The sequence below is a fragment of the Streptomyces sp. NPDC048416 genome (assembly GCF_043200435.1).
In the GTDB taxonomy this organism is placed as follows: domain Bacteria; phylum Actinomycetota; class Actinomycetes; order Streptomycetales; family Streptomycetaceae; genus Streptomyces.
Window position 1 is genome coordinate 282,076 of the sequence record NZ_JBICXU010000003.1, and the last position, 24,796, is coordinate 306,871.

Genomic DNA, 24,796 nt, shown 5'->3' on the forward strand with positions numbered 1-24,796 from the left:
CCCATGGTGTGAGGGGGCGTGCCCCGTTCTCACGGGGCGGGCACCAGGTGCGGCACCGACGTGGAAGGTGCCCGGGCGGCCCGGCCGCGCGGGTGCAGTGCGGCGTACTCCAGCGGGGCGGACGGGTCGATGGACACGTCGAGCGGGGCGGGTTGCGCACCCGCCCGGACCAGCAGATCACCCACCGCGGCGATCATCGCGCCGTTGTCGGTGCACAGCTTCAGGGGCGGCACGCGCAGGGTGATCCCGGCCGCGGCACAGCGCCGCTCGGCGAGGGACCGTACGCGTGAGTTCGCGGCGACCCCGCCCACCACGACCAGGGTGTCGACGCCGTGCGCACGGCAGGCGGCCACCGCCTTGCGGGTCAGGACGTCGGCGATGGCCTCCTGCAAGGACGCCGAGCCGTCGGCGACGGGCAGCAAAAGACCCGCGTGCCGCTCGGCCCAGCGGGCGGCGGCCGTCTTGAGGCCCGAGAAGGAGAAGGCGTACGGGTCGTCGCGCGGGCCGGTCAGCGGCCGGGGAAACGCGACCGCGCCCGCGTCGCCGCCCCGGGCCGCCCGGTCGATGGCAGGGCCGCCGGGGTAGGGCAGCCCGAAGACGCGGGCCACCTTGTCGAAACATTCGCCCGCCGCGTCGTCCAGGGTGTCGCCGAGGTGGATGATCGGGTCGCGCGCCAGGTCCCGTACCAGCAGGAGCGATGTGTGGCCGCCGGACACGATCAGCACCATGCACGGGTCGGGCAGCGGGCCGTGCTCCAGGGTGTCGGCGGCCACGTGCCCGGCCAGATGGTGGACCCCGTACAGCGGTACGCCCAGGGCATACGCCAGTCCCTTCGCGCCGGCCAGTCCCACGTGGAGCGCGCCGGACAGGCCCGGGCCGGTCGTCACGGCGATCGCGTCGATGTCGGACATCGCCAAGTCCGCCTCCTCCAGCGCGCGTTGGACAGCGGGAGTGAAGGCATGGACATGGGCCCGGGCGGCGATCTCCGGGACGACTCCGCCGTACCGGGCGTGCTCGTCCATGCTCGACGCCACCGCGTGGCCGAGCAGCCGCCCCTCGCGCACGAGACCGGCACCGGTCTCGTCGCAGGACGACTCGATCCCGAGCACCACTGGAGAGCCCACCCCAACACCTCTTTTGCATATGGTCTGCTGTTGCGAACAATGTGCAACAAGAATACGGGGAGGCCGGGAGTGCGGGACCCCGCCGGAGCCGGGTGCGGGACACTGGGGGCATGCGTACCCAATCCGTACTGGTCTATGACGGCGATTGCGCGTTCTGCACCACGTGTGTGAACTTCGCCGAGCGGCGTCTGCGGCCCCGCTGCGAGAGCACCCCCTGGCAGTTCGCCGATCTGGCTGCCCTCGGCGTCACCCAACAGCGCGCGGAATACGAGGTGTTGTGGGTCACCCCGGCCGGCAGGGTGCACGGCGGCGCGCAGGGCGTCGCCAAGCTGCTGCTGAGCGCGGGCAAGGGGTGGGCGGTGCTGGGGGCTTTGCTCACCGTGCCTCCCGTGCGCTGGGTCGCCCGCGGCGTCTATCGGCTCGTCGCCGACCATCGTGACCGCATGCCGGGAGGCACACCGGCGTGCGCCCTTCCCGCGCACCTGCGGCCGAGTGCCGAGTCCCCGGCCACCGCCGACTGAGCCCCGGCCCTCGACCGCGAGCCGAGCCCCGGCGGAGCCGGAAAACCCGGCGCCGCCCGGCCCGCGAGAAGCGGCGGCCCGCGGCCCGGTGCGGCGGCGGGCGCTCTGCTCGTGATCAGCCGATGTGCTGGGCGGAGAGCGGTGTCGGCTCGTCGTCGTCGGCCGACGGCTGGACTCCGGCGCCCGACGCCACCACGAGGGAGCGGCCACGGCGGGGCCGCAGGCTCAGATGGCGCTGCCTGTGCTGCTCCTCGTGCAGGTCGACACGGCGCGCGTGCAGGAGCTGACGCAGACTCACCAGGCCCTCAAGGCGCGGCTGTTGGTCGCGGCTGACGATGAGGATCCGGGTGATGTCGTGCTCGGCCATCCGGTTGGCCAGGGTGCGCAGGGTCTCGTCCTCGTACGCGGTCACGGCGGGGCGTACGACGTCGGTCAGGGGTGTGCTGTCGTCGTCGCGGCCGTGGACCAGCTGATGGCGGGTGACGACCCCGGCGAGGGTGTCGCCGTCGAGGACGGGGTAGAGGCGCTGCGCCAGCAGCTTGTCGGGGTCTCCGGCCTCGTACGCGCTGTGCAGCGTCCGGGCTGCCTCGCCCACCGTCTGCTCCGCTTGCAGGGTGAGGCGCAGCGGAGTCTCCAACTGCCGTACGAGGTGGACCTCCAGCGGGTCGACGGAGTACTCGCGGGTCAGGTGCATGCCCCGCCGGGCCAGCTTCTCGGTGAGCACGGAGCGCTTGAGGACGATGACCGACAGGAGGTAGGCGGCCGACGCGGTGATGACCATCGGGATGAGGGCGTTCATCTCATGGGTCAGTTCGAGACAGAACACGATGCCGGTGAGGGGCGAGCGCATGACGCCGCCCAGGACGCCCGCGAGCGAGACCAGCGCCCAGAAACCGGGGCTGACCTCCGGGAAGATGAGCCCTTCGGCGGCCCCGAGCGAGCCGCCGATCATGAACATGGGCGCGAGGACGCCGCCCGATGTGCCCGAGCCGAGCGACAGGCCCCAGATGAGCGTCTTGACGACGAGAATGCCGATGATCAGGCCCGTCGTGGCGCGCCCGGTCAGCAGCTGGTCGATGACGTCGTAGCCGACACCGAGGGCGCGGGGCTCGAAGAGGCCGCCGACGCCGATGATCGCGCCGCCGATGGCGGGCCACCACATCCAGTGGAAGGGCAGCTTGGCGAACAGGTCCTCGGAGAAGTAGACCAGCCAGGTCGCGCCGAGGGCGAGCAGTCCGGCGGCAAGTCCCGCGACGACGCACAGCCCGTACGCGGACGTGGAGAGGTGTGCGGGGACGTGGGCGCCGCCGAACAGGGGCGCGGTGCCGAGCAGGGGGCCGCGCACGAGCGTCGCTGTCGCGGCCGCGACGGCGACGGGCAGGTACGAGCGGGGGCGCCACTCGAAGAGCAGCAGCTCGACGGCGAGCAGGATCGCGGCCAGCGGCGCGTTGAACGTCGCGGCCATACCCGCCGCCGAACCCGCGACGAGCAGTGCCTTGCGTTCGTCGGTGGTCACGCGCAGGTGCTGGGAGATGATCGAGCCGACCGCGCCGCCGGTCATGATGATGGGGCCCTCGGCGCCGAACGGGCCGCCGGTGCCGATGGATATCGCCGCCGACAGGGGCTTGAGCGCGGCCACCCGGGGCTGGACGCGGCTGCCGCCGATCAGGATCGACTCGATGGCCTCGGGCATGCCGTGGCCCCGGATCTTCTCCGATCCGTAACGCGCCATGAACCCGATGACCAGGCCGCCGACGATGGGCATGACCACCAGGAGCCAGCGGTGCGGGGTGTCGTGCGGCGCCGTCGTCGAGAAGGCGAACCGCCCGTAGAAGCACAGGTTGGTGAAGAGCGCGATCAGTTTGAGCAGGCCGACGGCGACCAGCGCGGCGGCCCCGCCGATCGGGATGGCGAGCGCGGTGATGGCCACGACGCGCGGCGGAACGTGGAAGTCCCCGAGGTGCGGGATCTTCACGCCGTGGTGTGCGGGCGGATGGGAATGGGCGGCTTGGGAGAAGGGCATGGCAGGGCTCCGTATCCGGGGCGGGGTCGGGCAGGGCTCGCCGGTCCGGGCACGGCGCGGTGGCTGGCCGCGCGGCCCGGGGCAGCGGTGGGGGACGGGCGGCGCTGCCCGTCAGGAGCGGAAGAGGAAGACGATGCGGAAAGGGGGGCGGGTCGGCACCCGCGTGGGCAGTGCCTTGCGGGCGCCCGGAAGGGCGGCGTGCTTCGTCGGACGCGGTGCCTGTGGGCGTGGCCCGGTCAGTCGGAGAACGGGCGGGCCGAGGCGACGCGGCCGGGGCGCAGGACGCGGATCGTGGTGCGGTGGCAGATCCGGCAGGTGTTCTGGGTCAGCGGCGAAGGCTCCTGGACGCCGCGGACGTAGTAGTCCGTGCGTCGGACGCCGTTCGCATCCGTCGAGTGCTGTATGTCGTACGAGCCTTCCCAGCCGTGCCCGCAGTGCAGACACACGAACGAATAGGCTTCGCGTATCGGCTCCACCGTCATCGTCAATCACTCCTTGCCGACCGGGCCCGTCGCGCCCGCGCAGGTCCGGTCTTCCGCACACAGGCTAACATTGCAGACTGCAATGATTACAAGGGCCGCCCTGTTCGTCCTGAGGCAGCCTTGACACATCGGGGTGTATCGATGTCCACGGCGCACGACGAAGGCGCACAGCAGGCGCACGAGGCAGCACGGCAGGCGCGCGGCGGGCTCCCCCAGGGCCGGGCGGCTCAGGCGGCTCAGGATCGGCGGGTCCTCGATCAGGAGGCCGAGGAAGTGGCCGTGGCCGTCATGGCGGCGTCCCGGCTCCTGGTCGCGATCTCCGCGCGGGCCCTCACGTCGATCGACGACTCCATGACGCTCCCGCAGCTGCGCGCCCTCGTGGTTCTGGAAAGCTGTGAACCGCTCAAGCTGGCCGCCATGGCGACGACCCTGGGGGTGAACCCCTCGACCGCCATGCGGATGGTCGACCGTCTGGAGGCCGCGGGGCTGGTGGACCGCAGGACCAACCCCGCAAGCCGGCGCGAGGTCGTCCTCAACCTGACCGACGCGGGCCGTTCCCTGGTGGGTCGCGTGATGGCGCACCGCCAGGCCGAGGTCAGTGCGCTCGTCGCGCGCGTGCCCGCCGAGGAGCGGGCCGGGCTTGTTCCCGCCCTGCGCGCTCTGACGCGCGCCGCCGGTGAGCTGGCCGTGGACCCCTTCGACGAAGTGCGGCGCATCGGCGGGCTCGTCGAGGACCCGCTCGCGCCCGGACGGTGACGACGATCACGACAAGGGGTGGGCGATGAGGGTGCTGGTGGCCGGCGCGACGGGCTACTTGGGCAGCCGGGCCGTGCGCGAGCTGGCGACGCGCGGTCACCGCGTGCGGGCCCTGGTCCGCACGCCGGACAAGCTGGCGCCGGTCCGTTCATGGGTCGACGACGTGCACGTCGCCGACGCCACCGACGCGGCGGCCCTGGCCGGCTGCTGCGACGGCGTCGACGTCGTGGTCAGCGCCATCGGTCTCGTCGGCAGGCGCAGCCGGCTGACCTGCTGGGACGTGGACTACGGCGCGAACCACGCGCTGCTTCAGGAGGCGCGGCGCGCGGGAGTCGCCAAGTTCGTCTACGTGTCGGTCGTGCGCGCGCCCGGCCTGGAGCGCGTCCAACTGGTGCGCGCCAAGCGGAAGTTCGAGGAGGAGCTGCGGGGTTCCGGGCTCGCGTACACCGTCCTGTACCCCAACGGGTTCTTCTCCGACATGGATGAGTTCCTGGCCATGGCCCGCAAGGGCCGCGCTGTCGTATTCGGCAAGGGCACCTTCCGTATCAACCCGGTCGACGGGGCCGATGTGGCGGCCGCGGCCGCCGACGCCGTCACCGGGGCCGCCGAGGAAGTCGACCTCGGCGGCCCCGACGTGCTCACCCACGAAGCCATCGCGCGAGAGGCCTTCCGGGCGCTTGGCCGGTCCGCACGCATCACGCGCCTGCCCGCCTGGACGCTTCGGGCGGCCCTCGCGGTCCTGCGGCGGGCGACCCCGCTGAGGGTGCACGGCCTGCTGGAGTTCCCGCTGACCGTGCTCACCCAGGACGTCCTGGCCCCCGCCACCTCGCCGACCACTTCCGGCAGGCCGCCGCCCAGGACGGCTGAGCCGCCCGGAGCGGGCCCGGCGGCGGGCCCGGCCGGTCAGCGCGGCACGGGCTTCTCGTGCCGCGGGCGGACCCCGGAGGCGGGATGCCGGTACGGGGTGGCGCGTGCCCGCGAGCGGTAGACGACGTAGGGCCTGACCAGATAGCCCACCGGCGCGGTGAAGGCATGGATGAGGCGGCTGAAGGGCCACGCCGCGAACAGCGTCATGGCGAGCAGGGCGTGCAGCCGGTACACGAGCGGGGCGTGGGCCATCGCGTCCACGTCCGGGTCGAGCGCAAACAGGCTGCGGAACCACACCGAGACGCCGAGGCGGTAGTCGTACGGATTGGTGGCGCTGGTCGCGGTGGCCGTCAGACCCGCCAGGAGCACCAGGGTCAGCAGCGGATACACGAACCGGTCGCTGCGGCTGGTGGCACGGCGTACGCCCGGGGTGCGCAGCCGGCGTACGAGCAGGATCGCGAGGCCTGCGCCGGCGCCGATGCCCGCGGCGCCGCCCATGGCGAGCGCCGACGCGTGGTACATCTCCTCGCTGACGTGCAGCCGCTGGGTGAGCGCCTCCGGCACGAGCAGCCCCATGATGTGCCCGCCGATGACGAGCAGCAGCGCGTAGTGGAACAGGGGGCCGCCCACGCGCAGCAGCCGTGACTCGTGGAGCTGGCTTGAGCGGGTGGTGAAGCCGAAGCGGTCGTAGCGGTAGCGCCAGGCGGTGCCGGCCACGAGGACGGTGAGGGCGAGGTAGGGCAGGACGCCCCACAGGGCGATGTGCAGGTGTGTCACCGGCGGGCTCCTTCGGTGGGCCGGGAACCGTGGGGGGAGAAGGGGGCGAGCCCGACGGTCTCGGTGGGCGGCCCGTTGCGCGCAAGGCGCAGGGCCGCCGCGTGGTCGGCGGGCGCGGGGCCGGGCAGGGTGCGGCACACGGCCCGCACCACGTCGGCATGGGGGCTGGCGAACTTCTCCAGGGCGTGGCCGAGGAGTTCAAGGGCGGCCCGGTGCTCGACGAGCACGGCGAGACCCGGCTCGGGGCAGCGGGCCGCGAACTCCAGGACGCCGGGCAGGAAGTCGGGCAGCTCCCCGTCGCTCTGCTCCCAGCCGTGCTCGCGGAACAGCGCCTTGAGCCGGGCGAGGGAGGCGCCGCGGCGCCGGGTGTCACCGTCGGTGTAGTACGTCAGGTGCAGGGCGCGGCGCCTGCTGCGGTCGAAGGTGGCGACATAGCGGGCGCCGAGCTCCATCGGTGCCACCTGCGCGACGCTGTCGCAGAACCGCAGCATCAACTCGGCGTCGGCAGTCGGGAGTTGACCGAGCGCATGGCGGACGATCCGGAGTCGGCCGGGCCACTGGGCGTCGGGGTAGCCGAGCAGCAGCGAGGCCGCTTGGTGCAGGGCGGGGCGGATCACCGGCCGTCGTCCTTCCGGCGCTTGGGGAAGAGGCCGCCCGGAGCGCCCCGGCCGTCCCAGTTGAGGAGGTTGACCCGGCCGCGCAGCCCGGTGTCTGCCGGCGCGCCCGCGCCGGCCGCCGCGGGCACCGGCGGGGCGTGGAAGGCCTCCATGCCGGGCAGCCCCGCCTCGTACATGCCAGGACCGCCGTCGCCGTCCAGGCTGCACCCGTCGCCGGGGTCACTGGGCACCGATCCGGTGTAACTGGTGGGGATCACATAACGGTCCTCGTACTTCGCGACGGCGAGCAGCCGGTACATCTCCTCGATGCGCCGCTCGTCGAGGCCGACGGCGCGCGCGATGGCCGGGTCGCGCTCCTCGCCGAGGTTGACGCGGCGCATGTGGGCGCGCATCGCGGCGAGACGGCACAGCGCCGCCTCCACCGGGCCGGTGTCCCCGGCCGTGAAGAGACCGGCCAGGTACTCCAGGGGGATGCGCAGCGAGTCGATGGCACCGAAGAGCCGGGCGGGGTCCTCACCGTCGTGACCGCTGCGGGTCAGCGAGTCCACCACCGGGGACAGCGGCGGCACGTACCAGACCATGGGCATGGTGCGGTACTCCGGATGCAGCGGCAGCGCCACCCGATAGTCGGTGATCAGGGCCCGCACGGGCGAGCGGCGCGCGGCGGTCACCCAGTCGTGCGGAATGCCCGACTCCTCGGCGGCGCGGGCCACTTCGGGATCGTCCGGGTCGAGGAAGCAGCCGAGCTGTGCCTCGTAGAGGTCCTTCTCGTCGGTGACGGAGGCCGCCGCGCCGACCTTGTCCGCGTCGTACAGCATCACGCCGAGGTAGCGCAGCCTGCCCACGCAGGTCTCCGAGCAGACGGTCGGTTCACCGGCCTCGATGCGCGGGTAGCAGAACGTGCACTTCTCGGCCTTGCCGCTCTGGTGGTTGAAGTAGATCTTCTTGTACGGGCAGCCCGACACGCACATCCGCCAGCCGCGGCAGCGGTCCTGGTCGACCAGGACGATGCCGTCCTCGATGCGCTTGTACAGGGCGCCCGACGGGCAGACCGCGACACACGACGGGTTGAGGCAGTGCTCGCAGATGCGCGGCAGGTAGAACATGAACGCCTGCTCGTACTCCAGGCGCACCGACTCGTTCATCTGCCGCAGCACGGGGTCGCCGGCCAGGTGGGCGGGGCCGCCGCCCAGGTCGTCGTCCCAGTTCGGCCCCCATGTCACCTCGGTCGGCCGCCCGTCGATCAGCGAGCGGGGCCGGGCGGTGGGCACGTCGTCGCCGAGCGGGGCGCTGGTCAGCGTCTCGTAGTCGTACGTCCACGGCTCGTAGTAGTCGGCGAGCGAGGGGAGTTCGGGGTTGGCGAACAGGGTGGCGAGGCGGCGCGCGCGGCCACCGCTGCGCGGCACGAGGCGGCCGCTCTTGAGATGCCAGCCGCCCTTCCACTTCTCCTGGTCCTCGTGGCCGCGGGGGTAGCCCTGGCCGGGCCGGGTCTCGACGTTGTTGAACCAGGCGTATTCGGTGCCCGCGCGGTTGGTCCACGTCTGCTTGCAGGTGACCGAACAGGTGTGGCAGCCGATGCACTTGTCGAGGTTCATCACCATGGCGACCTGCGCCATGACACGTCCGATGGTCGCTGTGCGACGGGGCATGGTCTCAGTACTCCACGTTCTGCGAACGGCGGCGGATCACGGTCACGGCGTCGCGCTGGTTGCCGGTGGGCCCGTAGTAGTTGGGCGCGAACGACAACTGGCCGTAGCCGCCGATCAGATGGGTCGGCTTGATGAGGACCTTGGTGAGCGCGTTGTGGACACCGCCGCGCCGGCCTGTGGTCTCGGACTTGGGGACGTTCACCATCCGCTCCTGCACGTGGTACATGAACACGGTGCCGGCCGGCATGCGGTGCGAGACGATGGCGCGGGCGACGACCACGCCGTTGGCGTTGACCGCCTCGATCCAGTCGTTGTCCGCCACCTCGATGGCCTCGGCGTCCTGGACGCTCATCCAGATCACGGGCCCGCCGCGCGCCAGGGTCTGCATCAGCAGGTTCTCCTGGTACTCGGAGTGGATGGACCACTTGGAGTGCGGGGTGACATAGCGGACCGCCACCGAGCGGGCGCCCGGCTCCTGCGTCCCGGCGTACTCGCCGAGCACTGCCAGGTCCAACGGTGGCCGGTACAGGGGCAGTTGTTCGCCGAGCTCGGCCATCCAGTCGTGGTCGAGGTAGAAGTGCTGACGCCCGGTCAGGGTGTGCCAGGGCTTGCGGTGCTCGGTGTTGATGGTGAAGGGGGAGTAGCGGCGGTCGGGAGCCTCCTTGCCCGACCACTCGAAGCTGGCCCCGACCTGGACGGGTCCGCGCTGGGTGTCGGAGAACACCACGCGTCGTTCGGAGACCGTCTCCGACAGCGAGGAGAGTTCGCTCTCGGGGCCGCAGCGCAGGGCCAGTTGCTCGAATCCCTCCGCAGCGAGGCGGCCGTTGGTGGTGCCGGAGAGGGCGAGGATCGCCTCGCACAGCTTCACATCGGTGTCCAGGAGCGGGCGTCCGCTCGCCGGGCCCGCGGCCGCCGTGCCGCACCGGCTGGCCAGCCAGCGGGTCTCGGGCCCGGGGTGGACGGTGACACCCTTCACCGTCATCCCGTGCTGCTCGGCCAGGGGCCCGAGCGCGGCGAGCCGGTCGGCGACTGCGGTGTAGTCGCGCTCCACCAGGGTCAGGTCCGGCATGTTGAACCCGGGCACCGGAGCCGGGCCGCCCCGCCACTCGGGAGTGGTGCCGCCGGGCTGGGCCATCTCGCCCGGGGTGTCGTGCTGGAGGGCGGTGGCCACCAGGTCGTACGCGGTGTCCAGATGGCCCTCGGCGAGTTCGCTGAGCCTGGCCGCGAGCCCGTGGAAGATCTCGAAGTCGGTACGGGCCTGCCACGGAGGGTCGATGGCCGGCGAGAACGCGTGCACATAGGGGTGCATGTCCGTGCTGGACAGGTCGTGCTTCTCGTACCAGGTGGCGGCCGGCAGCACCAGGTCGGCCATCAGTGTCGTGGACGTCATACGGAAGTCGAGGGCGAGCAGCAGGTCGAGTTTGCCGCGCGGAGCCTCCTCGTGCCAGACGACCTCGCTCGGCCGCTCGTCGGGGGCCGCCTCGTCGGCGGACGCGTTGTCACTGGTGCCCAGCAGATGGCGCAGGAAGAACTCGTTGCCCTTGGCGGACGATCCGATGAGGTTGGCGCGCCACACCGTCAGCACCCGGGGCCAGTTGGCCGGTGCGTCGGGATCCGACGACGCGAAGTCGAGCCGCCCGGCGGCGAGTTCGGCCGCCGCCCATTCGCCCGGCTCGTGACCGCTGGCACGGACCCGGGCCCCGAGGTCCAGGGGGTTGGCGCTGAACGTGGGATAGGAGGGCATCCAGCCGATGCGCGCCGACTGCGCCACCAGATCGGCGGTGTGCCGTCCGGCGAACAGTCCCTGCCCGACCGGCGAGGCGAGGGCGTCCGCCCCGTACCTCTCGTAGCGCCACTGGTCGGTGTGCAGGTACCAGAACGGCGTGCCCGCCATCTGCCGGGAGGGACGCACCCAGTCCGCGGCGGACTGCATCTGCTGCCAGCCCGTGTAGGGGCGGACCTTCTCCTGCCCCACGTAGTGGGCCCAGCCGCCGCCGTTGACGCCCTGACAGCCCGTCAGGAGCAGCAGCGACAGGAAGGAGCGGTAGATGGTGTCGGAGTGGAACCAGTGGTTGGTGCCGGCTCCCATCACGATCATGCAGCGACCGCGGGTCTTCTCCGCGGTGTGCGCGAACTCCCGTGCCGCCCGCACCACCGCGCCCGCGGGCACCGAGGTGATGGTCTCCTGCCACGCCGGTGTGCACGGCTGCGAGGCGTCCTCGTAGTCGACCGGCCACTGCCCGGTCAGGCCCTCACGCCACACGCCGTACTGGGCGAGCAGCAGATCGAAGACCGTGGTCACCCGGCGCCCGCCGAACTCCCGCACCGGCACCGAGCGGCGCAGCGTGCCGGCCCGGTCGAAGCGGGGCAGCAGGATCTCGGCGCTCAGGGCGCCCGTGGACCGGTGGAAGGTCAGCTCGGGCACGATGTCGCCCAGCTCAAGGTTCCAGCGGCCCTCGCCCTGCTTGGACCAGCGGTCGCCGAGGGTGCCGCCCGGCACGACCGGCCGGCCCGACACCTCGTCGACCAGGACCGGCCGGAAGCGGTCCGCCTCGGCGTCCGACTCGTCCCCGAGCCCGAGGTCGGCGGCGGTCACGAACTTCCCGGCGACGCAGCTGCCGTCCTCGCGGGTCGTCACCTCGACCAGGAACGGCAGGTCGGTGAACTTCCGTACGTAGTCGACGAAGTACGGCACCTGGCGCTTGACGAAGAACTCGCTCAGGATGACGTGCCCCATGGCCATCGCCAGAGCCCCGTCCGTGCCGGGGTGGGGGTGCAGCCACTCGTCGGCGAACTTCGTCGCGTCCGCGTAGTCGGGGGAGACCACCACCACCTTCTGCCCCCGGTAGCGCGCCTCGGCCATCCAGTGGGCGTCCGGCGTCCGTGTCACCGGCACGTTGGAGCCCCACAGCATCAGATATGCCGCGTCCCACCAGTCACCGGACTCCGGCACGTCCGTCTGGTCCCCGAAGACCTGGGGGGAGGCGATCGGAAGGTCCGCGTACCAGTCGTAGAACGACAGCATGGGGGCGCCGATGAGGGAGTGGTAGCGGGCGCCCACCGCGTGCGAGGCCATCGACATGGCGGGGATCGGCGAGAACCCGGCGACCCGGTCGGGACCGTACGTCTTGATGGTGTGCACCTGGGCGGCCGCCGCGATCTCCAGGGCCTCCTCCCAGCCGATGCGCACCAGGCCGCCCTTGCCTCGGGCCGCCTGGTAGCGCCGGCGCCGCTCGGGGTCCTGGGTGACCTCGGCCCAGGCCGCCACCGGGTCCTTCAGACGCCCCTTGGCCTCGCGGTACATCTCCACCAGGACCCCGCGCGCCAACGGGAACCGCACACGTGTGGGGGAGTAGGTGTACCAGGAGAAGGAGGCGCCCCGGGGGCAGCCGCGCGGCTCGTACTCGGGGCGGTCGGGGCCCACGGAGGGATAGTCCGTCTCCTGGGTCTCCCAGGTGATGAGCCCGTCCTTGACGTACACCTTCCACGAGCACGACCCCGTGCAGTTCACCCCGTGCGTGGAACGCACCACCTTGTCGTGCGCCCAACGCTCGCGGTACGGCTCGTCGTTGACCTTCTGGTCCGTCCGGTACACCGCCCGCAGGTCCGGGGTCGTCGTGGTCCGCCGCAGTATCCGCCCGGCTCGCAGAAGCTGTTCCGTGGCGTTCGCCGCCACCTTTTCCGCCTCCTTGCGGGCACCGCGCCGTACTGCCACCGTCGCTCCTTTCAGGGCTCCCGGAACACACCGGCCCTCCGCTCTGGCTTACGGTGGCCGGTGTTCCGCTTCACTTCAGACTGCATCCGTGGCGCTCTGTGTGAAGGCGCGACTCCGGAGAGTTGATGGGAGCTATACGCTTTTTGTCTTGCTCTTTGCAATACTTGCACTACGCATGTGTGTGGCCGGCCGACGAGGCGGCCGGAGGGAAACCGTGCTGGTCAATGGGAGGGTGACGGAGTGATGGAAGAGCAGAACGCCCGTGTGGTGGCCGATCTCGGCCGAGAGCTCGCGGTGGCCGCGCCGCACGCGGCCGGTGCGCTGTGGCGGCTGAGTGAGAGCGGGCGGGGGCTCGACGCGAACCTGCTGCGGCTGCCGCCGGACCGCGCCATCGACGAGCACACGGATCCCGCGCTCGACGTCCTGCTGGTCGTCCTCGAAGGCGGCGGACGGCTGCGCACCGCGACGGGCACCGAGGACCTGCGTCCGGTCACCGCGCTCTGGCTGCCCAAGGGTTCACGCCGCGCCCTGACGGCGGGGCCGGACGGCATGGGCTACCTCTCCGTGCACCGGCGCAGGCCTGGCCTCGCCATCGGCGGCCCGCCGAGCGACGAGGGCGGCGAGCGCGGCGAGGGCGGCGAGGAAGCGTGCCTGCTCGCACGGGTGTGCCCCGAATGCGGCCGACTCGCCACCGAGCGCGCTGCGCGGTTCTGCTGGAACTGCGGCACGGCGCTGGAGGGATGACGGCCGCGGTGGCGGCGGGGTGTGTGGGCGGGGGGCCGTCTGCTCGCAGTCGGCGGCGTGCAGTCCGCGGTGCGCAGTCCGCGCCTCACAGTCCGCGGCTCGCGGCTCGCGGTCCGCAGTCCGTAGCCCGCGGCTCGCAGTCCGCGGCCCGTGGCTCGCGGTTGTAGCCCGCGGCTCGCGGTCCGCGGTCCGCGGTCCGTAGCCCGCGGCTCGCAGTCCGCGGCTCGCAGCCCCAGCCCCCAGCCCGCGGCTCGCAGCCGACGTGGCGCCCGCTCCCTCGCAGCTGCCGGAAGCATCAACTCGCGTTGTTTCGAAGGGGGTTCACACGGCGGTTTCGCCGTCCGTGCCGGCTGAGGTCAGGATGCGCCGCAGCCAGCGCGTGCGTGCGGCGCGGGCGTCCTGGCTGAGCGCGGCCCGCGGGGCGAAGCTGTCGAAGCCGTGGAAGGCGCCCGGCCACACGTGCAGCTCCGCAAGGCCGCCGGCCCGCCAGATCGCGTCTGCGTAGGCGACCCCCTCGTCCCTGAAGGTCTCGGCCGATCCGACCTCGATGTACGCCGGGGGCAGGCCCGTCAGGTCCGTGGCCCGGGCGGGAGCGGCGTAGGCCGGCACGTCCGAGGTCCCGTACAGATCGCCCAACAGGGCTTGCCAGGCGGTCGCGTTGGAGGTGCGGTCCCAGATGTCGTGACCGGCCATCTGGTGGCTGGAGCAGGTGGCGCCGCGGTCGTCGAGCATCGGGCACAGGAGCAGTTGACCGATCGGCGCGGGTCCGCCCCGGTCGCGGGCCATCAGGGCGAGCGCCGCGGCCAGGCCGCCACCCGCGCTTTTCCCGCCGACCACGATCCGGTCCGCGTCGATCCCCAGCGTGCGGGCGTGCGCGGCCGTCCAGAGGAGCCCGGCATAGCAGTCCTCGACCGGTATCGGGTACCGGGCGCCGGGAGCGAGCGGGTACTCGACGGAGATGACGGCGAGCCCCAGCGGAAGGGCCCACTCGCGCAGTACCTTCGGCAGGACGGACCAGGCGTTTCCCATGATCATCCCGCCGCCGTGCAGGTAGTACAGCAAGGGCAGCGGCCCGTCGGCCGCGGCGGGCCGCGCGCAGACGAGGGTGGTCTCGCGGCCGCCCGACGCCGCGGGCACGCGCAGCTCGCTCACCTCGAAGCGCCCGTCGGCCCGCAGGTCCCGCGCGGTAGGCCTCGGCCGTGCGGTGGCATCCCGCTCCTGCCGGGCCGCGAGGTTGTCGGTGGTGAACGCTTCCCTGGCCTCGCTCCGCAACTCCGCCAGGGCCGCCCGGAGTTCGGGGTCGAGTGCAGGCGCCGCGCGGCCGTCCGGGACCGCCGCGGATGCCGGGCGCGCCCGGTCCTCGCTCATGCGGCGTCGCTGCGTGCGGTGAGCGGGCGCCGCCCGGCATCCCGTCCGCGAGAGCGCGTCGCTGCGGCGGTACGGGCGGGGTGCGCCGGTGCGTGATCCATGCGGCGTAGTTAATCACTCAGCCCGGCGCGGCCTGCCGGGGTGGCCCCAGAGAGCCGTCGGCATTCGATGGACGCATCAGGGAACGCGTGTTGTCGGCGGGTGTCGACCACCGCGTCGGCCATCCTGCCGAAGGCCCATGAAACCGCCCGCCTGGAGCCGGGCGCACCGAACCGCCCGCCTGGAGCCGGGCACGCCGAACCGCGCACCCGGAGCCGGGCGCACCGAATCGACCACCTGGAGCCGGGTGCACCGAACCGCGCACCTGGATCCGGGCACACCGAACCGCGCACCCGGAGCCGGGCGCACCGAACCGCCCGCCTGGAGCCGGGCGCACCGAACCGCGCACCCGGGGCCGGGCACACCGTCCCGCCGGGTCCGAAGCCCCGGCCGCCAGGTCGCCCGGGACGTGCCCGCGCCGTCGCAACTGGAGGAAACCATGCAGATCGCCGTCACCACCCCGACCGGCAACGTGGGCCGGCACGTCGTCGCCGCGCTGCTCCGCGCCGGTGTCCGGCCGCGCGTCCTGCTGCGCGAGCCCGCGCGCCTGGACCCCGGCGTCAAGGACGACGTGGACGCCGTGCGCGTGGACCAGTACGACGGTGACGCCGTGGTCGCCGCCACCCGTGACGTGGACGCACTGTTCTGGGTGGACCCCACCACCGGCAGCGAGGACCCCCTCGCCGACTACGCCCGCGCCACCGACGCCGTGGTCCGTGCCGTCACCGAGAACGGGATCCGCCGCGTCGTCTTCCAGAGCAGCGTCGGCGCCGAGAAACGCCACGGCGCGGGGGAGATCGACGGCCTGGCCCATACGGAAACCGCTCTCGACGCCCTCGGTGTCGACGTCACCCACCTGCGCTGCGGCTATTTCTTCAGCAACCTCGAACTGCAACGCGACGCGCTACGGGCCGGCTCCCTCCAGGTCATCCTTCCGCTCGACCAGCCCATGGCCTGGGTCGCGCCCCGCGACATCGCGGAGGTCGCCGTCGGGCGACTGCTGTCACCGGCCTGGTCCGGCCGCTGCGTACAAGCGGTGCACGGCCCTGCCGACCTCACCTGGCGGCAGGTCGCCGGCATCCTCACCGCCGCCACCGGGCGCCGGATCGCAGTGGAGAGGATCACGGACGACGCGATGCGCACCCAGCTCAGCCGGGCCGGGATGACCGACGGGCTGGTCGAGGCCGTGCTCGGCATGTCGACGGGCCTGCGCGAGAACTTCGTACCCGAACAGCGGCGCACGCAGGTGAGCACCACCCCGACCACCCTCGCCGCGTGGACCTACGACCACTTGAGGCACGAGATCGGCGACAAATGACGTGGTCCCGCGGGCAGTTGTGCGCGCCGGGAGCTCCAACCCGTGCCCGCCACGGGTGTCCGGTCTCCTTCCCGCCGGTGTTATGTTCCCCCGATGATGGATGTCGCAGCAGCCCAGGCGGTCCTCGACAACAGTCCCTTCGGCCCGTGGTGGGGGTTTCGGGTGGACGGCGTCACAGAGGGATGGGCCAGGGTCTCGCTGCCGCGGCGCCCCGAACTCTTCCGCCCGGGCGGCGTCCTCCAGGGCGGCTGCGCCATGACCCTCGCCGACGTGACCTGCTGGATCGCGATCATGTCGCTGGCCGGCGAGGACGACCCCTCCGTCACCCAGCAGATGACGACCACCTTCCTCGGCCCGGCACGCACCGATCTGGTCTGTGAGTCGAGGATCGTCCGCTCGGGCCGTCTGATCGTCTACGGCACCGCCGAGACCACCGACACCGAGGGAAAGCTGGTCTCCCACCACACCCTCACCTACATCCGGCCACCCGCCACGACCGGGGGCGGCGCCGTCGACGCCAGTCCGAAATGACCGGATGGTTCGGGCGGGGAAACCGGCAGAACCGCGCCCGAACCGCCTGTTCCGGCCCTCGGCACCCTGAATCGCCGGTCATGGGAAATTACTTGGTGTGATTCATAGGTGTACTGCGTATGTTTCGCCGTATGCCCTTCACGCGTTCCCGCTCGGACGGATCTCCAGTCACCCGTACCCTTCGATTCCTCGGAGTGAGTGTCCTGGCGGGCGTGATGGCCGCCGGCATCGCGCTGCCGGTGGCGGGCGCGCTGGGGGTGGGCGCCAAATCCGCCGCGGAGAACTTCAACAGCCTGCCCGACGAGTTCAAGACACCGCCGCTCTCGCAGGCCTCCCAGATCTACGACGCCGACGGTGGACTCATCGCCACCGTGTACGACCGCGACCGCACCGTCATACCGGGCGACCAGATCGCGCCCGTCATGCGCCAGGCGCTGGTCGACATCGAGGACAACCGCTTCTACCAGCACGGAGCGGTGGACCTGCAGGGCGTGCTGCGCGCGCTGAACAAGAACGCGGCGAGCGGGAGCGTGGCCCAGGGCGCCTCCACCCTCACCCAGCAGTACGTCAAGAACGTGTTCGTGGAGCAGGCGGGCAGCGACCAGAAAGCGGTCCTCGAAGCCCAGCGCCAGACCCTGGGCCGCAAGATCCAGGAACTACGGTACGCGATCGAGCTCGAACAGACCCTGCCCAAGGACCAGATCCTCACCAACTACCTCAACATCACCTTCTTCGGTGAGCAGGCGTACGGCATCGAGGCGGCCGCCGAGCGGTACTTCAGCGTGCACGCCAAGGACCTGACCCTGCCGCAGGCGGCCCTGCTGGCCGGCCTCGTCCAGTCGCCGTCCATGTACGACCCGGTCACCTACGCGACCCTCGCCAAGCAGCGCCGCGACACCGTACTCGGCAAGATGGCCGAGTACGGTTCGATCACCGCGGCCCAGGCGCAGGACGCGATCGGCACACCGATCAAGCTCAAGATCAGTGCGCCCCGCCAGGGCTGCATCACCGCCCACCAGGGCGAGGGCTTCTTCTGCGACTACGTCCACCGGATCGTCCTGACCGACGCGGCATTCGGCAGGACCGCGAGCGAACGCCGGGCGCTGTGGAGCAGGGGAGGCCTCCAGATCCACACGACGCTGTCCCCCAAGGCGCAGAAGGCGCTCCAGGAGTCGGTCACCTCGCACGCGTACAGCACGGACGACGCCGCCGCGGTGATGAGCCTCGTGCAGCCGGGCACCGGCAAGATCGTCGCGATGGGCCAGAGCCGCGACTACGGACTCGGCGCGCATCAGACGGAGATCAACCTCAACGTCGGCACGAAGATGGGCGGCGGCCTCGGCTTCCCGACCGGTTCCACGTTCAAGCCGATCGTGGCGGCCGCGGCGCTGGAGAAGGGCACGAGCCCGGACCAGAAGTACCCGGCACCGTACTCCATGCCCTGGCCCGCCATGTCCGACTGCTCAGGCAACACCTATCCGGAGAACGGCGAGGTCCACAACGACAGTCACTCGCTGGTCGGTCCGTTCGCCATGCCGGACGCCATGGCCCAGTCCGTCAACACCTACTTCGCCGAGCTGGAGGCCGACACGGGCCTGTGCGACGTGGCGAAGATGACCAACGCGCTCGGCATCAAGGCCCAGGCGGGCGGCACCAAGTTGCAGGTGGTCCCCTCGCTCACGCTGGGCAGCAACGACCTGACGCCGCTTGAGATGGCCAATGTGTACGCCACCTTCGCCAACCACGGCACCTACTGCACCCCGATCGCCGTGACCTCGGTGACCAAGCCGGACGGCGGGAGCGTCCCGGTGCCCGGGGCCGACTGCCACCAGGTGATGTCGGCGCAGACCGCCGACACCGTCACCACCATGCTCCTGGGCGTCGTCCAGGACGGCACCGGCAAGCCCGCCGGGCTCACCGACCGCGACAGCGCGGGCAAGACCGGCACGACCGACGAGAGCAAGCAGGTCTGGTTCGCCGGCTACACCCCGGAGCTGTCCGGCGCGGCCGTCGTCAGCGACACCAGGAGCCCGCACGACCTCGACGGCCAGAGCATCGGAGGCACCACCGTCGGGCAGGCGTTCGGCGGCACCCTGGCGGGGCCCGTCTGGCGCGACGCCATCGAGGGCGCGCTCGCCGGGACCCCGGCCGGCCCGCTCACCACGACGACCCTGCCGGGCTCGGACGGCTGACGGCACGGGCCCGGCGCGGGCGGATACGGGCGGGCATCGGGCGCGCGGGCCCCGGGCGGGCGCGGGCGGGGCGGGGCGTGGGGCCGCGCACATCGGTGCTGGTTATCGGTCTGCCGTGCGACGCGTCATACCAGAGTGGGACGCCACGCGGGGAAGTTTGCCAACTGCGCACCGAGGGTGATGGATCGGCTACTACGGTGAGTGGCCGACGATCAAAATGGGCCTTACATCAGCCGAGTTGGGCCCGCCAGAGTGATCCATGGGACCCCACGCACCGAGGACGCCGATGTCTCATCTCCGCGCACCCGCAGCGCGGCCGGACCGCCGCGAAGGCGGGCGGCACGGCCGTAACGCCACCCGGCCGCAGCAGGCCCCCGCCGACGCCGCCCGCCAGGACCCGGCGGGCCGGACCCCGGCGCCCCCGGGGCCACGCCCGTCACCCGAGTCCCGCATACGACCCCAACTGCTGCGCGCCGCCGTACTGCCCGCCACCGTCGCGGTGCTGTGCGGCGCGGCCGCCGTCGCCTTCACCCTGCACTCCACCGGCAGCCACCCCTCGCTGGGGCTCTGGGCACTGCTCGCGGGCCTTGCCGTACTGGCGATCGCCGCGCTCGTCGCGGCCGGCATCGGCGCCGACCGGGTGGCCAAGTCCGTGCTCGGCCGGGCCAACGGGCTGCGCCGCGGCAGCGCCAGGTCGGCAGCCGACCTGCGTACGGTCGTCGAGGCGCTGCGCCGCGGCGAAGGCCCGCCCGCACGCCGGACGCCGACGCATCTGCCGCCCGGCGCCGATGAGTTCGAACTGCTGGCGCACGAGCTGACCCGCTCGCACGACGCGGCCGTGGTCGCGGTGGTGCAGGCCTCCCAGCTCTCCAGCAGCGTCGGCAACGAACAGAAGGTCGAGGTCTTCGTCAACCTCGCCCGCCGGCTCCAGTCCCTCGTCCACCGGGAGATCCAGCTCCTGGACGAACTGGAGAACCAGGTCGAGGACCCCGAACTGCTCAAGGGGCTCTTCCACGTCGACCACCTGGCCACCCGGATCCGCCGGCACGCCGAGAACCTGGCCGTGCTCGGCGGCGCCATCTCCCGGCGCCAGTGGTCCCACCCGGTCACCATGACGGAGGTCCTGCGCTCCTCGATCGCCGAGGTCGAGCAGTACCCACGGGTCAAGCTGGTCCCGCCGATCGACGGGACGCTGCGCGGCCACGCCGTGGCCGACGTCATCCACCTCCTGGCCGAACTCGTCGAGAACGCCACGGTGTTCTCGGCACCGCACACGCAGGTCCTGCTGCGGGCACAGTTCGTGACGGCGGGTCTCGCCGTGGAGGTCGAGGACCGCGGCCTCGGCATGCCGGTCACCGAGCAGAACAAGATGAACGCGCTGCTGTCCGACCCCGACCAGGTCAATGTCGCCCACCTCCTCCAGGACGGCCGCATCGGATTGTTCGTGGTCTCCGCGCTGGCCCGCAGGCACGGCATCGCGGTCCGCCTCCAGACCAACATCTACGGCGGAGTGCAGGCCGTTCTGGTACTGCCCCAGGGCCTGCTGGGCGCCGAACCCGGCGACGCGAACCAGCAGGACCGCACGGACTCGCGGACGGCGCCGGGCTCGGAGCAGGAGAGCACCGGACAGACCTCCCTCGCGCCGGCCCCCGACCTGGCGGCCCCGGCCATGGGCGCGAGCACCCACCTGCCGGCCGCCATTCCAGCACCGGCACCCGCGCCCGCACCGGCACCCGCGCCGCCCCCCGCCCCCGCACCGGCTCCCGCCTACGCCGAACCCGTACAGCCGGAGCCCGCCCACCAGGCCCGGCCGTCCATCCACCTGCTGCCCCCACCCCGGCAGTACGTGGCGGAGCCGACCACGGCCGGTCACGGAAACGGACCGCTGCCCGTACGGGGGGCGCACGAGGAGCGGCCCAACCCGGCCGCCGCACCGCCCGGCCTCCAGCACGGCATGACTCCCGCGGTCGCCGAGCCCGTGCTGCCCACCGTGCCCAGAGTCCGCGACGACGCCGTACGCGGCACCATGGGCCGCCCCGATCTGCCCCGGCGCCGCAGTCAAGAACACCTCGTACCCCAGCTGCGGGACGCCCCCGCGCCCCGCAGGAACGGCGAAACCACCCTGCACGACCCGGGGTTGATGGCCGCCTTCCAGCGGGGCATCGGACTCGCCGAGGCGCAGCAGAGCCACACCGCACAGCCGACCCACCAGTCACCCCAGGCGCCCCAGTCGGAAACTGACGCCGAACACTCCAAGGAGTAGATGCACCATGGCGAGCGATGCGCCGACCGGACACGTCTCGGACCTCGACTGGCTGCTGAGCGGACTGGTCCAGCGGGTGCCCTACACCCGCAACGCGGTTCTGCTCTCCTGCGACGGCCTGGTGAAATCCGTCCACGGCCTGGACACCGACAGCGCCGACCACATGGCGGCCCTCGCGTCGGGTCTCTACTCGCTCGGCCGCAGCGCGGGAGCGCGCTTCGGTGACGGGGGCGAGGTCAGGCAGGTCGTGGTGGAACTCGACTCCACGCTGCTGTTCGTGTCCACGGCCGGCTCGGGCACCTGTCTCGCCGTCCTGGCGGGCCGGGAGGCGGACGCCGCCGTGCTCGGCTACGAGATGGCCATGCTCGTCAAGAGCGTACGGCCCTACCTCGTGACGCCGGCCAGGCAGGGAGCAGGCACACCGAGCGGCCTGAGGAGTTGACCGTGGCGGCCCCCCAGGACGGGCCGTGGCTCGACGACGCGGCCGGGCGGCTGATCCGCCCCTATACGGTGAGCAACGGCCGTACCAGGCCGACCGCGACCCTCGACCTGCTCTCCCAGGTCATGGCGACCGGCGCCCCGCCCCAGACGCATCTGGGCCCCGAGCACTCGCAGGCACTCGGCCTGTGCAAGGGGCCCACCTCGGTGGCGGAGATCTCGGCCCATCTGCGGTTGCCGGCCGTCGTCACCAAAGTGCTCCTTTCCGATCTGGTGGACTGCGGGGCGGTGACCGCACGGGCCCCACGCTTCACTCACACACCCACCGACCGATCTCTGCTGGAGGCAGTGCTCGATGGCCTACGACGACGGCTGTGACGCCCGCCTAGCCGGGGACGCCGTGGACCTGTTCCCGACCGCGCTGAAAATCCTCGTCGCGGGAGGGTTCGGGGTCGGCAAGACGACCTTTGTCGGAGCGGTCAGCGAGATCGAACCGCTCTCCACCGAAGAACTCCTCACCACATTCAGCGTGGGCCACGACAGCCTCGAAGGAGTCGAGTCCAAGACCACCACCACGGTCGCCATGGACTTCGGCCGCATCACCCTGGACGACCGCCATGTGCTCTACCTGTTCGGTACGCCGGGACAGGAGCGGTTCTGGTTCATGTGGGACGAGCTGTCCGAAGGGGCGCTGGGCGCGGTGATCCTCGCCGACACCCGCAGGCTCCACGAATGTTTCGCCGCCGTCGACTTCTTCGAGCGGCGGGGCATCGGATTCCTCGTCGCCGTCAACGAGTTCGACGGTTCGTACCGCTACGACCCGGAGGAGGTGCGGGCCGCCATAGACCTCAAACCCGAGGTCCCCGTCGTACTGTGCGACGCCCGCATCGCAAGCTCCGGCATCCGGACGCTGGTCACCCTGGTCCAGCATCTGCTCGCCACCGTCCCGGCAGCCACCAGCCATGGAGCCTGACTATGACGTACGACCCGACCGGACATCTGCTGCTCACCCCCGTGGACCGGGAGGCGCCGGTCCGCGTCCAGCGGCTGCGGCAGCTGGGCATGGGCCAGTTGCCCGATCCCGCCTTCGACGAGTTCGCCCGCAAGCTCGCCGAGGTGACCGGCGCCCCCTTCTCGATGGTCAACTTCATTGACGAGAACCAGCAGTTCTTCGCCGGACTGCACACGCCGAACGGCACCCACACGGGCTCCGACCTCGGCACGGCGGTCGGCGGATCCGGTGGCGTGAGCCGGATCATGGCCCGCGACCACGGGTACTGCCCGCACGTCGTGGTGCGGCGCAAGGCGCTCGTCCTGGAGGACGTGTGCGACTACCCGCGGTTCGCGGGGAACCCGGTCGTGGACGAGATCGGCATCCGGTCCTATCTCGGGGCGCCGCTCATCGACCGTACGGGCATCGCACTCGGCACGATCTGCGTCGTGGACACCGAGCCCCGGCCCTGGGGCAGGGCGGGCCTTGAGACGATCAAGTCGATGGCGGCGGAGCTGATCGAGCAGATCCACCGGCGCGAGGACGGCCGCATCTGAGCCGTCCCCGCGGCGCACCTGTGGTCAGTGGACCGGGGCCGGCTCCTCCATGCGTACCTGATCCGAGAGCCGCTGCGACCACTGGCCCTTCGCCGTGCCCAGCGCCACCTCGGCCAGCCGCAGCAGTTGGACGTCCGAGGTGCCGGCCGGGGCGAAGATGTGGTGGGCGTCGCGCAGGTACCGCTCGATGGGGCGGTCGGTGAACAGCCCCGCCGCCGCGTGGATCTCCATGGCGTTGCGCGCCGAGTCCAGAGCCGACTCGACGTTGACCACCTTGGCGTTCATGAGCTCCGCGTCGCACGGCAGCCCCTGGTCGAGCAGCTGGACCGCGTGGTAGGCCACCAGTCTCGCCGTCATGACCCGGGACTGGAGCTGGCCCAACTTGATTTTGATGTTGGGGAGTTCGTGCAGCGGCTTGCCGTAGCGGACCCGCTCACGGCAGAACGCGGTGGTCTCCTCAAGGATCGCCTGGTGAATGCCGAGCGACACGGCGGTGAGGTTGGCCCGCCCGTAGAGCACGCTTGAGGAGTATGCGACGGCGAGTCCTTCACCCTCCTCGCCGAGCCGATGGGACGCGGGCACCCGGCAGTTGTGGAAGCGGACCTCACCGAAACTGAAGCCGTGCAGCCCCATCGACTCGCTGTGCTCGCCCAGCGAGAAGCCGGGCCGGTCGGACTCGACGAGGAAGGCCGAAAGCCCTCTGGAGCCCGGCCCGGTGCGCAGGATCACCCCATGGAGATCGCCCACATGACTGTTGCCCACATACACCTTTCGGCCATTGAGAATGTAGTCGTCACCGTCCCGCACCGCGCTCGCGGCCATGCCCAGCACATGCCCGCCCGACTCCGGCTCGGTCACTGCGATCGTCGGCAGGCACTCACCGGCGGAGACGGCCGGGAGCCAGTGCTTCTTCTGCTCCTCGTTCCCATAGTGAAGGATCTTGGCGACGCCGAGCTGCGAGGCCTGCACCATCGCGCCCATCGCGCCGCTGACCCGCGACAGCTCCTCGATGATGATGGTCTTGCCCAGGTGTCCGACCCCCATGCCCCCGTACGCGGGGCTGACGGTGGCCCCTATCCAGCCCTGGCGGGCGATGAGCCGCGACAACTCGTGCTGAACGGTGCGCGCCGTCTCCATCTCCGCTATCCGTGGCCGCACCTCGTGTTCCGCGAAGTGCCTGACGTCGTCCCTGAGTTGTTGGTGCGGTCGGCTGTTGATGTATCCGTGCATCCGCGAGCCCTCCTCCGCGAAACGCCTGCTGCGGGTGGCCCCGGCAGGTGGTGCATCGGCAGTGGTCCCGTCCCGAAGGGGCCGACCTCTCGTGTGGTGGATCGTTGTCGGTTCGTACACCATCCATAACCAACGTTGGCCAGAATCAAGCGAGTTGACGTTGAGTGGCGAGGTGTTGTGTGGGGGCCGGCCCCGTCCGGTCCCAGTCGATTGCATCCCCTTCACACAACTTCCTGCCACATGCCCACGGCAAAAGTTTCGTGGGCATGTGGCACTGAGGGACAGGAAGCGGAATCAGATGAGCGCGGACGTGACATCTGAGGACAACTGAAGAACTGGTTCCGCTTCGACAACGACGAAAATGGACTGCTCTTCCTGCGTGTGGGTGAACGAAACGGCTCCCGCCACCGCGCCCACCAGCGCACTCCCGTCCGTGGGGTGGCGTCGGGTGGCGGATCAAGCGGGGCCATGAGGAGGGTGCGACCGGTGCGCACGCCCCGCGCACCAGGCCGCGGGGGCGGCATGGTCGCCACG

General features: G+C 71.6%; 21 protein-coding genes. 12 read left to right on the forward strand and 9 right to left on the reverse strand.

The window, feature by feature from the left end; all coding sequences use genetic code 11:
- Positions 1-29 precede the first annotated feature (29 nt).
- A complete protein-coding gene (tsaD, locus tag ACGFW5_RS06025; RefSeq protein ID WP_393832962.1) occupies positions 30-1,124 on the reverse strand; it encodes a tRNA (adenosine(37)-N6)-threonylcarbamoyltransferase complex transferase subunit TsaD in 1,095 nt (364 codons plus the stop codon).
- A 110-nt stretch (positions 1,125-1,234) separates the two neighbouring features.
- Here tsaD and ACGFW5_RS06030 point away from each other — a divergent pair, with 110 nt between their 5' ends.
- Complete coding sequence (locus ACGFW5_RS06030; RefSeq protein WP_393832963.1) at positions 1,235-1,645, forward strand: thiol-disulfide oxidoreductase DCC family protein; 411 nt, start codon at positions 1,235-1,237, stop codon at positions 1,643-1,645.
- 115 nt (positions 1,646-1,760) lie between these two features.
- Here the strand turns inward: ACGFW5_RS06030 and ACGFW5_RS06035 are convergent, their stop codons facing one another.
- Complete coding sequence (locus ACGFW5_RS06035; RefSeq protein ID WP_393832964.1) at positions 1,761-3,668, reverse strand: chloride channel protein; 1,908 nt, start codon at positions 3,666-3,668, stop codon at positions 1,761-1,763.
- Positions 3,669-3,904: 236 nt separating this feature from the next.
- Positions 3,905-4,150 carry a hypothetical protein gene (locus tag ACGFW5_RS06040; protein WP_393832965.1) on the reverse strand — a complete coding sequence of 82 codons (246 nt, stop codon included), beginning with the start codon at positions 4,148-4,150 and terminating at the stop codon, positions 3,905-3,907.
- Positions 4,151-4,291: 141 nt separating this feature from the next.
- Here ACGFW5_RS06040 and ACGFW5_RS06045 point away from each other — a divergent pair, with 141 nt between their 5' ends.
- Both ACGFW5_RS06045 and ACGFW5_RS06050 read left to right on the forward strand, forming a co-directional pair.
- On the forward strand, positions 4,292-4,906 hold the full coding sequence (locus tag ACGFW5_RS06045) for a MarR family winged helix-turn-helix transcriptional regulator (RefSeq protein WP_393832966.1): 615 nt from the start codon (positions 4,292-4,294) through the stop codon (positions 4,904-4,906).
- 25 nt (positions 4,907-4,931) lie between these two features.
- On the forward strand, positions 4,932-5,894 hold the full coding sequence (locus tag ACGFW5_RS06050) for an SDR family oxidoreductase (protein WP_393832967.1): 963 nt from the start codon (positions 4,932-4,934) through the stop codon (positions 5,892-5,894).
- Here the strand turns inward: ACGFW5_RS06050 and narI are convergent.
- The 4 genes from narI to ACGFW5_RS06070 are packed head-to-tail and all read right to left on the reverse strand — an operon-like array spanning position 5,810 to position 12,492.
- Positions 5,810-6,550 carry a respiratory nitrate reductase subunit gamma gene (gene narI / locus ACGFW5_RS06055; RefSeq protein ID WP_393832968.1) on the reverse strand — a complete coding sequence of 247 codons (741 nt, stop codon included), beginning with the start codon at positions 6,548-6,550 and terminating at the stop codon, positions 5,810-5,812. The genes ACGFW5_RS06050 and narI overlap by 85 nt on opposite strands.
- A complete protein-coding gene (gene narJ, locus ACGFW5_RS06060) occupies positions 6,547-7,167 on the reverse strand; it encodes a nitrate reductase molybdenum cofactor assembly chaperone (RefSeq protein ID WP_393832969.1) in 621 nt (206 codons plus the stop codon). The genes narI and narJ overlap by 4 nt, the downstream gene beginning before the upstream one ends.
- Complete coding sequence (gene narH / locus ACGFW5_RS06065; RefSeq protein ID WP_393832970.1) at positions 7,164-8,816, reverse strand: nitrate reductase subunit beta; 1,653 nt, start codon at positions 8,814-8,816, stop codon at positions 7,164-7,166. The genes narJ and narH overlap by 4 nt, the downstream gene beginning before the upstream one ends.
- A gap of 4 nt (positions 8,817-8,820) precedes the next feature.
- Entirely contained in the window at positions 8,821-12,492 is a 3,672-nt protein-coding gene (locus tag ACGFW5_RS06070) for a nitrate reductase subunit alpha (RefSeq protein ID WP_393833087.1), read from the reverse strand.
- A gap of 282 nt (positions 12,493-12,774) precedes the next feature.
- Here ACGFW5_RS06070 and ACGFW5_RS06075 point away from each other — a divergent pair, with 282 nt between their 5' ends.
- Positions 12,775-13,275, forward strand: coding sequence for a hypothetical protein (locus ACGFW5_RS06075; RefSeq protein ID WP_393832971.1), 501 nt, complete (start codon positions 12,775-12,777; stop codon positions 13,273-13,275).
- A gap of 321 nt (positions 13,276-13,596) precedes the next feature.
- Here the strand turns inward: ACGFW5_RS06075 and ACGFW5_RS06080 are convergent, their stop codons facing one another.
- Positions 13,597-14,643: an alpha/beta hydrolase gene (locus tag ACGFW5_RS06080; protein WP_393832972.1), complete on the reverse strand. Its 1,047-nt coding sequence runs from the start codon at positions 14,641-14,643 to the stop codon at positions 13,597-13,599.
- A 538-nt stretch (positions 14,644-15,181) separates the two neighbouring features.
- Between ACGFW5_RS06080 and ACGFW5_RS06085 the strand changes: the two genes are divergently transcribed.
- The 8 genes from ACGFW5_RS06085 (at position 15,182) to ACGFW5_RS06120 (ending at position 23,032) form a co-directional block, all read left to right on the forward strand.
- Positions 15,182-16,060: an NAD(P)H-binding protein gene (locus tag ACGFW5_RS06085; protein ID WP_393832973.1), complete on the forward strand. Its 879-nt coding sequence runs from the start codon at positions 15,182-15,184 to the stop codon at positions 16,058-16,060.
- 93 nt (positions 16,061-16,153) lie between these two features.
- Positions 16,154-16,591 carry a PaaI family thioesterase gene (locus tag ACGFW5_RS06090; protein ID WP_393832974.1) on the forward strand — a complete coding sequence of 146 codons (438 nt, stop codon included), beginning with the start codon at positions 16,154-16,156 and terminating at the stop codon, positions 16,589-16,591.
- A gap of 194 nt (positions 16,592-16,785) precedes the next feature.
- On the forward strand, positions 16,786-18,783 hold the full coding sequence (locus tag ACGFW5_RS06095; protein WP_393832975.1) for a transglycosylase domain-containing protein: 1,998 nt from the start codon (positions 16,786-16,788) through the stop codon (positions 18,781-18,783).
- A gap of 286 nt (positions 18,784-19,069) precedes the next feature.
- On the forward strand, positions 19,070-21,046 hold the full coding sequence (locus ACGFW5_RS06100; RefSeq protein WP_393832976.1) for an ATP-binding protein: 1,977 nt from the start codon (positions 19,070-19,072) through the stop codon (positions 21,044-21,046).
- Between the two features lie 7 nt (positions 21,047-21,053).
- Positions 21,054-21,488 (forward strand): roadblock/LC7 domain-containing protein, encoded by a 435-nt coding sequence (locus ACGFW5_RS06105; RefSeq protein ID WP_393832977.1) that lies wholly within the window; start codon positions 21,054-21,056, stop codon positions 21,486-21,488.
- A gap of 2 nt (positions 21,489-21,490) precedes the next feature.
- Entirely contained in the window at positions 21,491-21,862 is a 372-nt protein-coding gene (locus ACGFW5_RS06110; protein ID WP_393832978.1) for a DUF742 domain-containing protein, read from the forward strand.
- Positions 21,840-22,457: an ATP/GTP-binding protein gene (locus ACGFW5_RS06115; RefSeq protein WP_393832979.1), complete on the forward strand. Its 618-nt coding sequence runs from the start codon at positions 21,840-21,842 to the stop codon at positions 22,455-22,457. The genes ACGFW5_RS06110 and ACGFW5_RS06115 overlap by 23 nt, the downstream gene beginning before the upstream one ends.
- 2 nt (positions 22,458-22,459) lie before the next feature.
- Positions 22,460-23,032: a GAF domain-containing protein gene (locus ACGFW5_RS06120; RefSeq protein WP_393832980.1), complete on the forward strand. Its 573-nt coding sequence runs from the start codon at positions 22,460-22,462 to the stop codon at positions 23,030-23,032.
- Positions 23,033-23,056: 24 nt separating this feature from the next.
- On the opposite strand, the gene ACGFW5_RS06125 is transcribed toward ACGFW5_RS06120, so the two are convergent.
- The gene (locus ACGFW5_RS06125) at positions 23,057-24,262 is read right to left on the reverse strand and encodes an acyl-CoA dehydrogenase family protein (protein ID WP_393832981.1); all 1,206 of its coding nucleotides are present in this window, start codon (positions 24,260-24,262) and stop codon (positions 23,057-23,059) included.
- Positions 24,263-24,796: the final 534 nt, after the last annotated feature.

Bases quoted from the DNA above. Each gene is read 5' to 3' on its own strand.
- ACGFW5_RS06125 (WP_393832981.1), bottom strand. From the start codon at position 24,262: ATGCACGGATACATCAACAGCCGACCGCACCAACAACTCAGGGACGAC.
- ACGFW5_RS06050 (WP_393832967.1), top strand. From the start codon at position 4,932: ATGAGGGTGCTGGTGGCCGGCGCGACGGGCTACTTGGGCAGCCGGGCC.
- ACGFW5_RS06075 (WP_393832971.1), top strand. From the start codon at position 12,775: ATGGAAGAGCAGAACGCCCGTGTGGTGGCCGATCTCGGCCGAGAGCTC.
- narH (WP_393832970.1), bottom strand. From the start codon at position 8,816: ATGCCCCGTCGCACAGCGACCATCGGACGTGTCATGGCGCAGGTCGCC.
- ACGFW5_RS06115 (WP_393832979.1), top strand. From the start codon at position 21,840: ATGGCCTACGACGACGGCTGTGACGCCCGCCTAGCCGGGGACGCCGTG.
- ACGFW5_RS06090 (WP_393832974.1), top strand. From the start codon at position 16,154: ATGATGGATGTCGCAGCAGCCCAGGCGGTCCTCGACAACAGTCCCTTC.
- ACGFW5_RS06105 (WP_393832977.1), top strand. From the start codon at position 21,054: ATGGCGAGCGATGCGCCGACCGGACACGTCTCGGACCTCGACTGGCTG.
- ACGFW5_RS06100 (WP_393832976.1), top strand. From the start codon at position 19,070: ATGTCTCATCTCCGCGCACCCGCAGCGCGGCCGGACCGCCGCGAAGGC.
- ACGFW5_RS06080 (WP_393832972.1), bottom strand. From the start codon at position 14,643: ATGAGCGAGGACCGGGCGCGCCCGGCATCCGCGGCGGTCCCGGACGGC.
- ACGFW5_RS06120 (WP_393832980.1), top strand. From the start codon at position 22,460: ATGACGTACGACCCGACCGGACATCTGCTGCTCACCCCCGTGGACCGG.
- ACGFW5_RS06030 (WP_393832963.1), top strand. From the start codon at position 1,235: ATGCGTACCCAATCCGTACTGGTCTATGACGGCGATTGCGCGTTCTGC.
- ACGFW5_RS06045 (WP_393832966.1), top strand. From the start codon at position 4,292: ATGTCCACGGCGCACGACGAAGGCGCACAGCAGGCGCACGAGGCAGCA.
- ACGFW5_RS06040 (WP_393832965.1), bottom strand. From the start codon at position 4,150: ATGACGGTGGAGCCGATACGCGAAGCCTATTCGTTCGTGTGTCTGCAC.
- ACGFW5_RS06085 (WP_393832973.1), top strand. From the start codon at position 15,182: ATGCAGATCGCCGTCACCACCCCGACCGGCAACGTGGGCCGGCACGTC.
- ACGFW5_RS06035 (WP_393832964.1), bottom strand. From the start codon at position 3,668: ATGCCCTTCTCCCAAGCCGCCCATTCCCATCCGCCCGCACACCACGGC.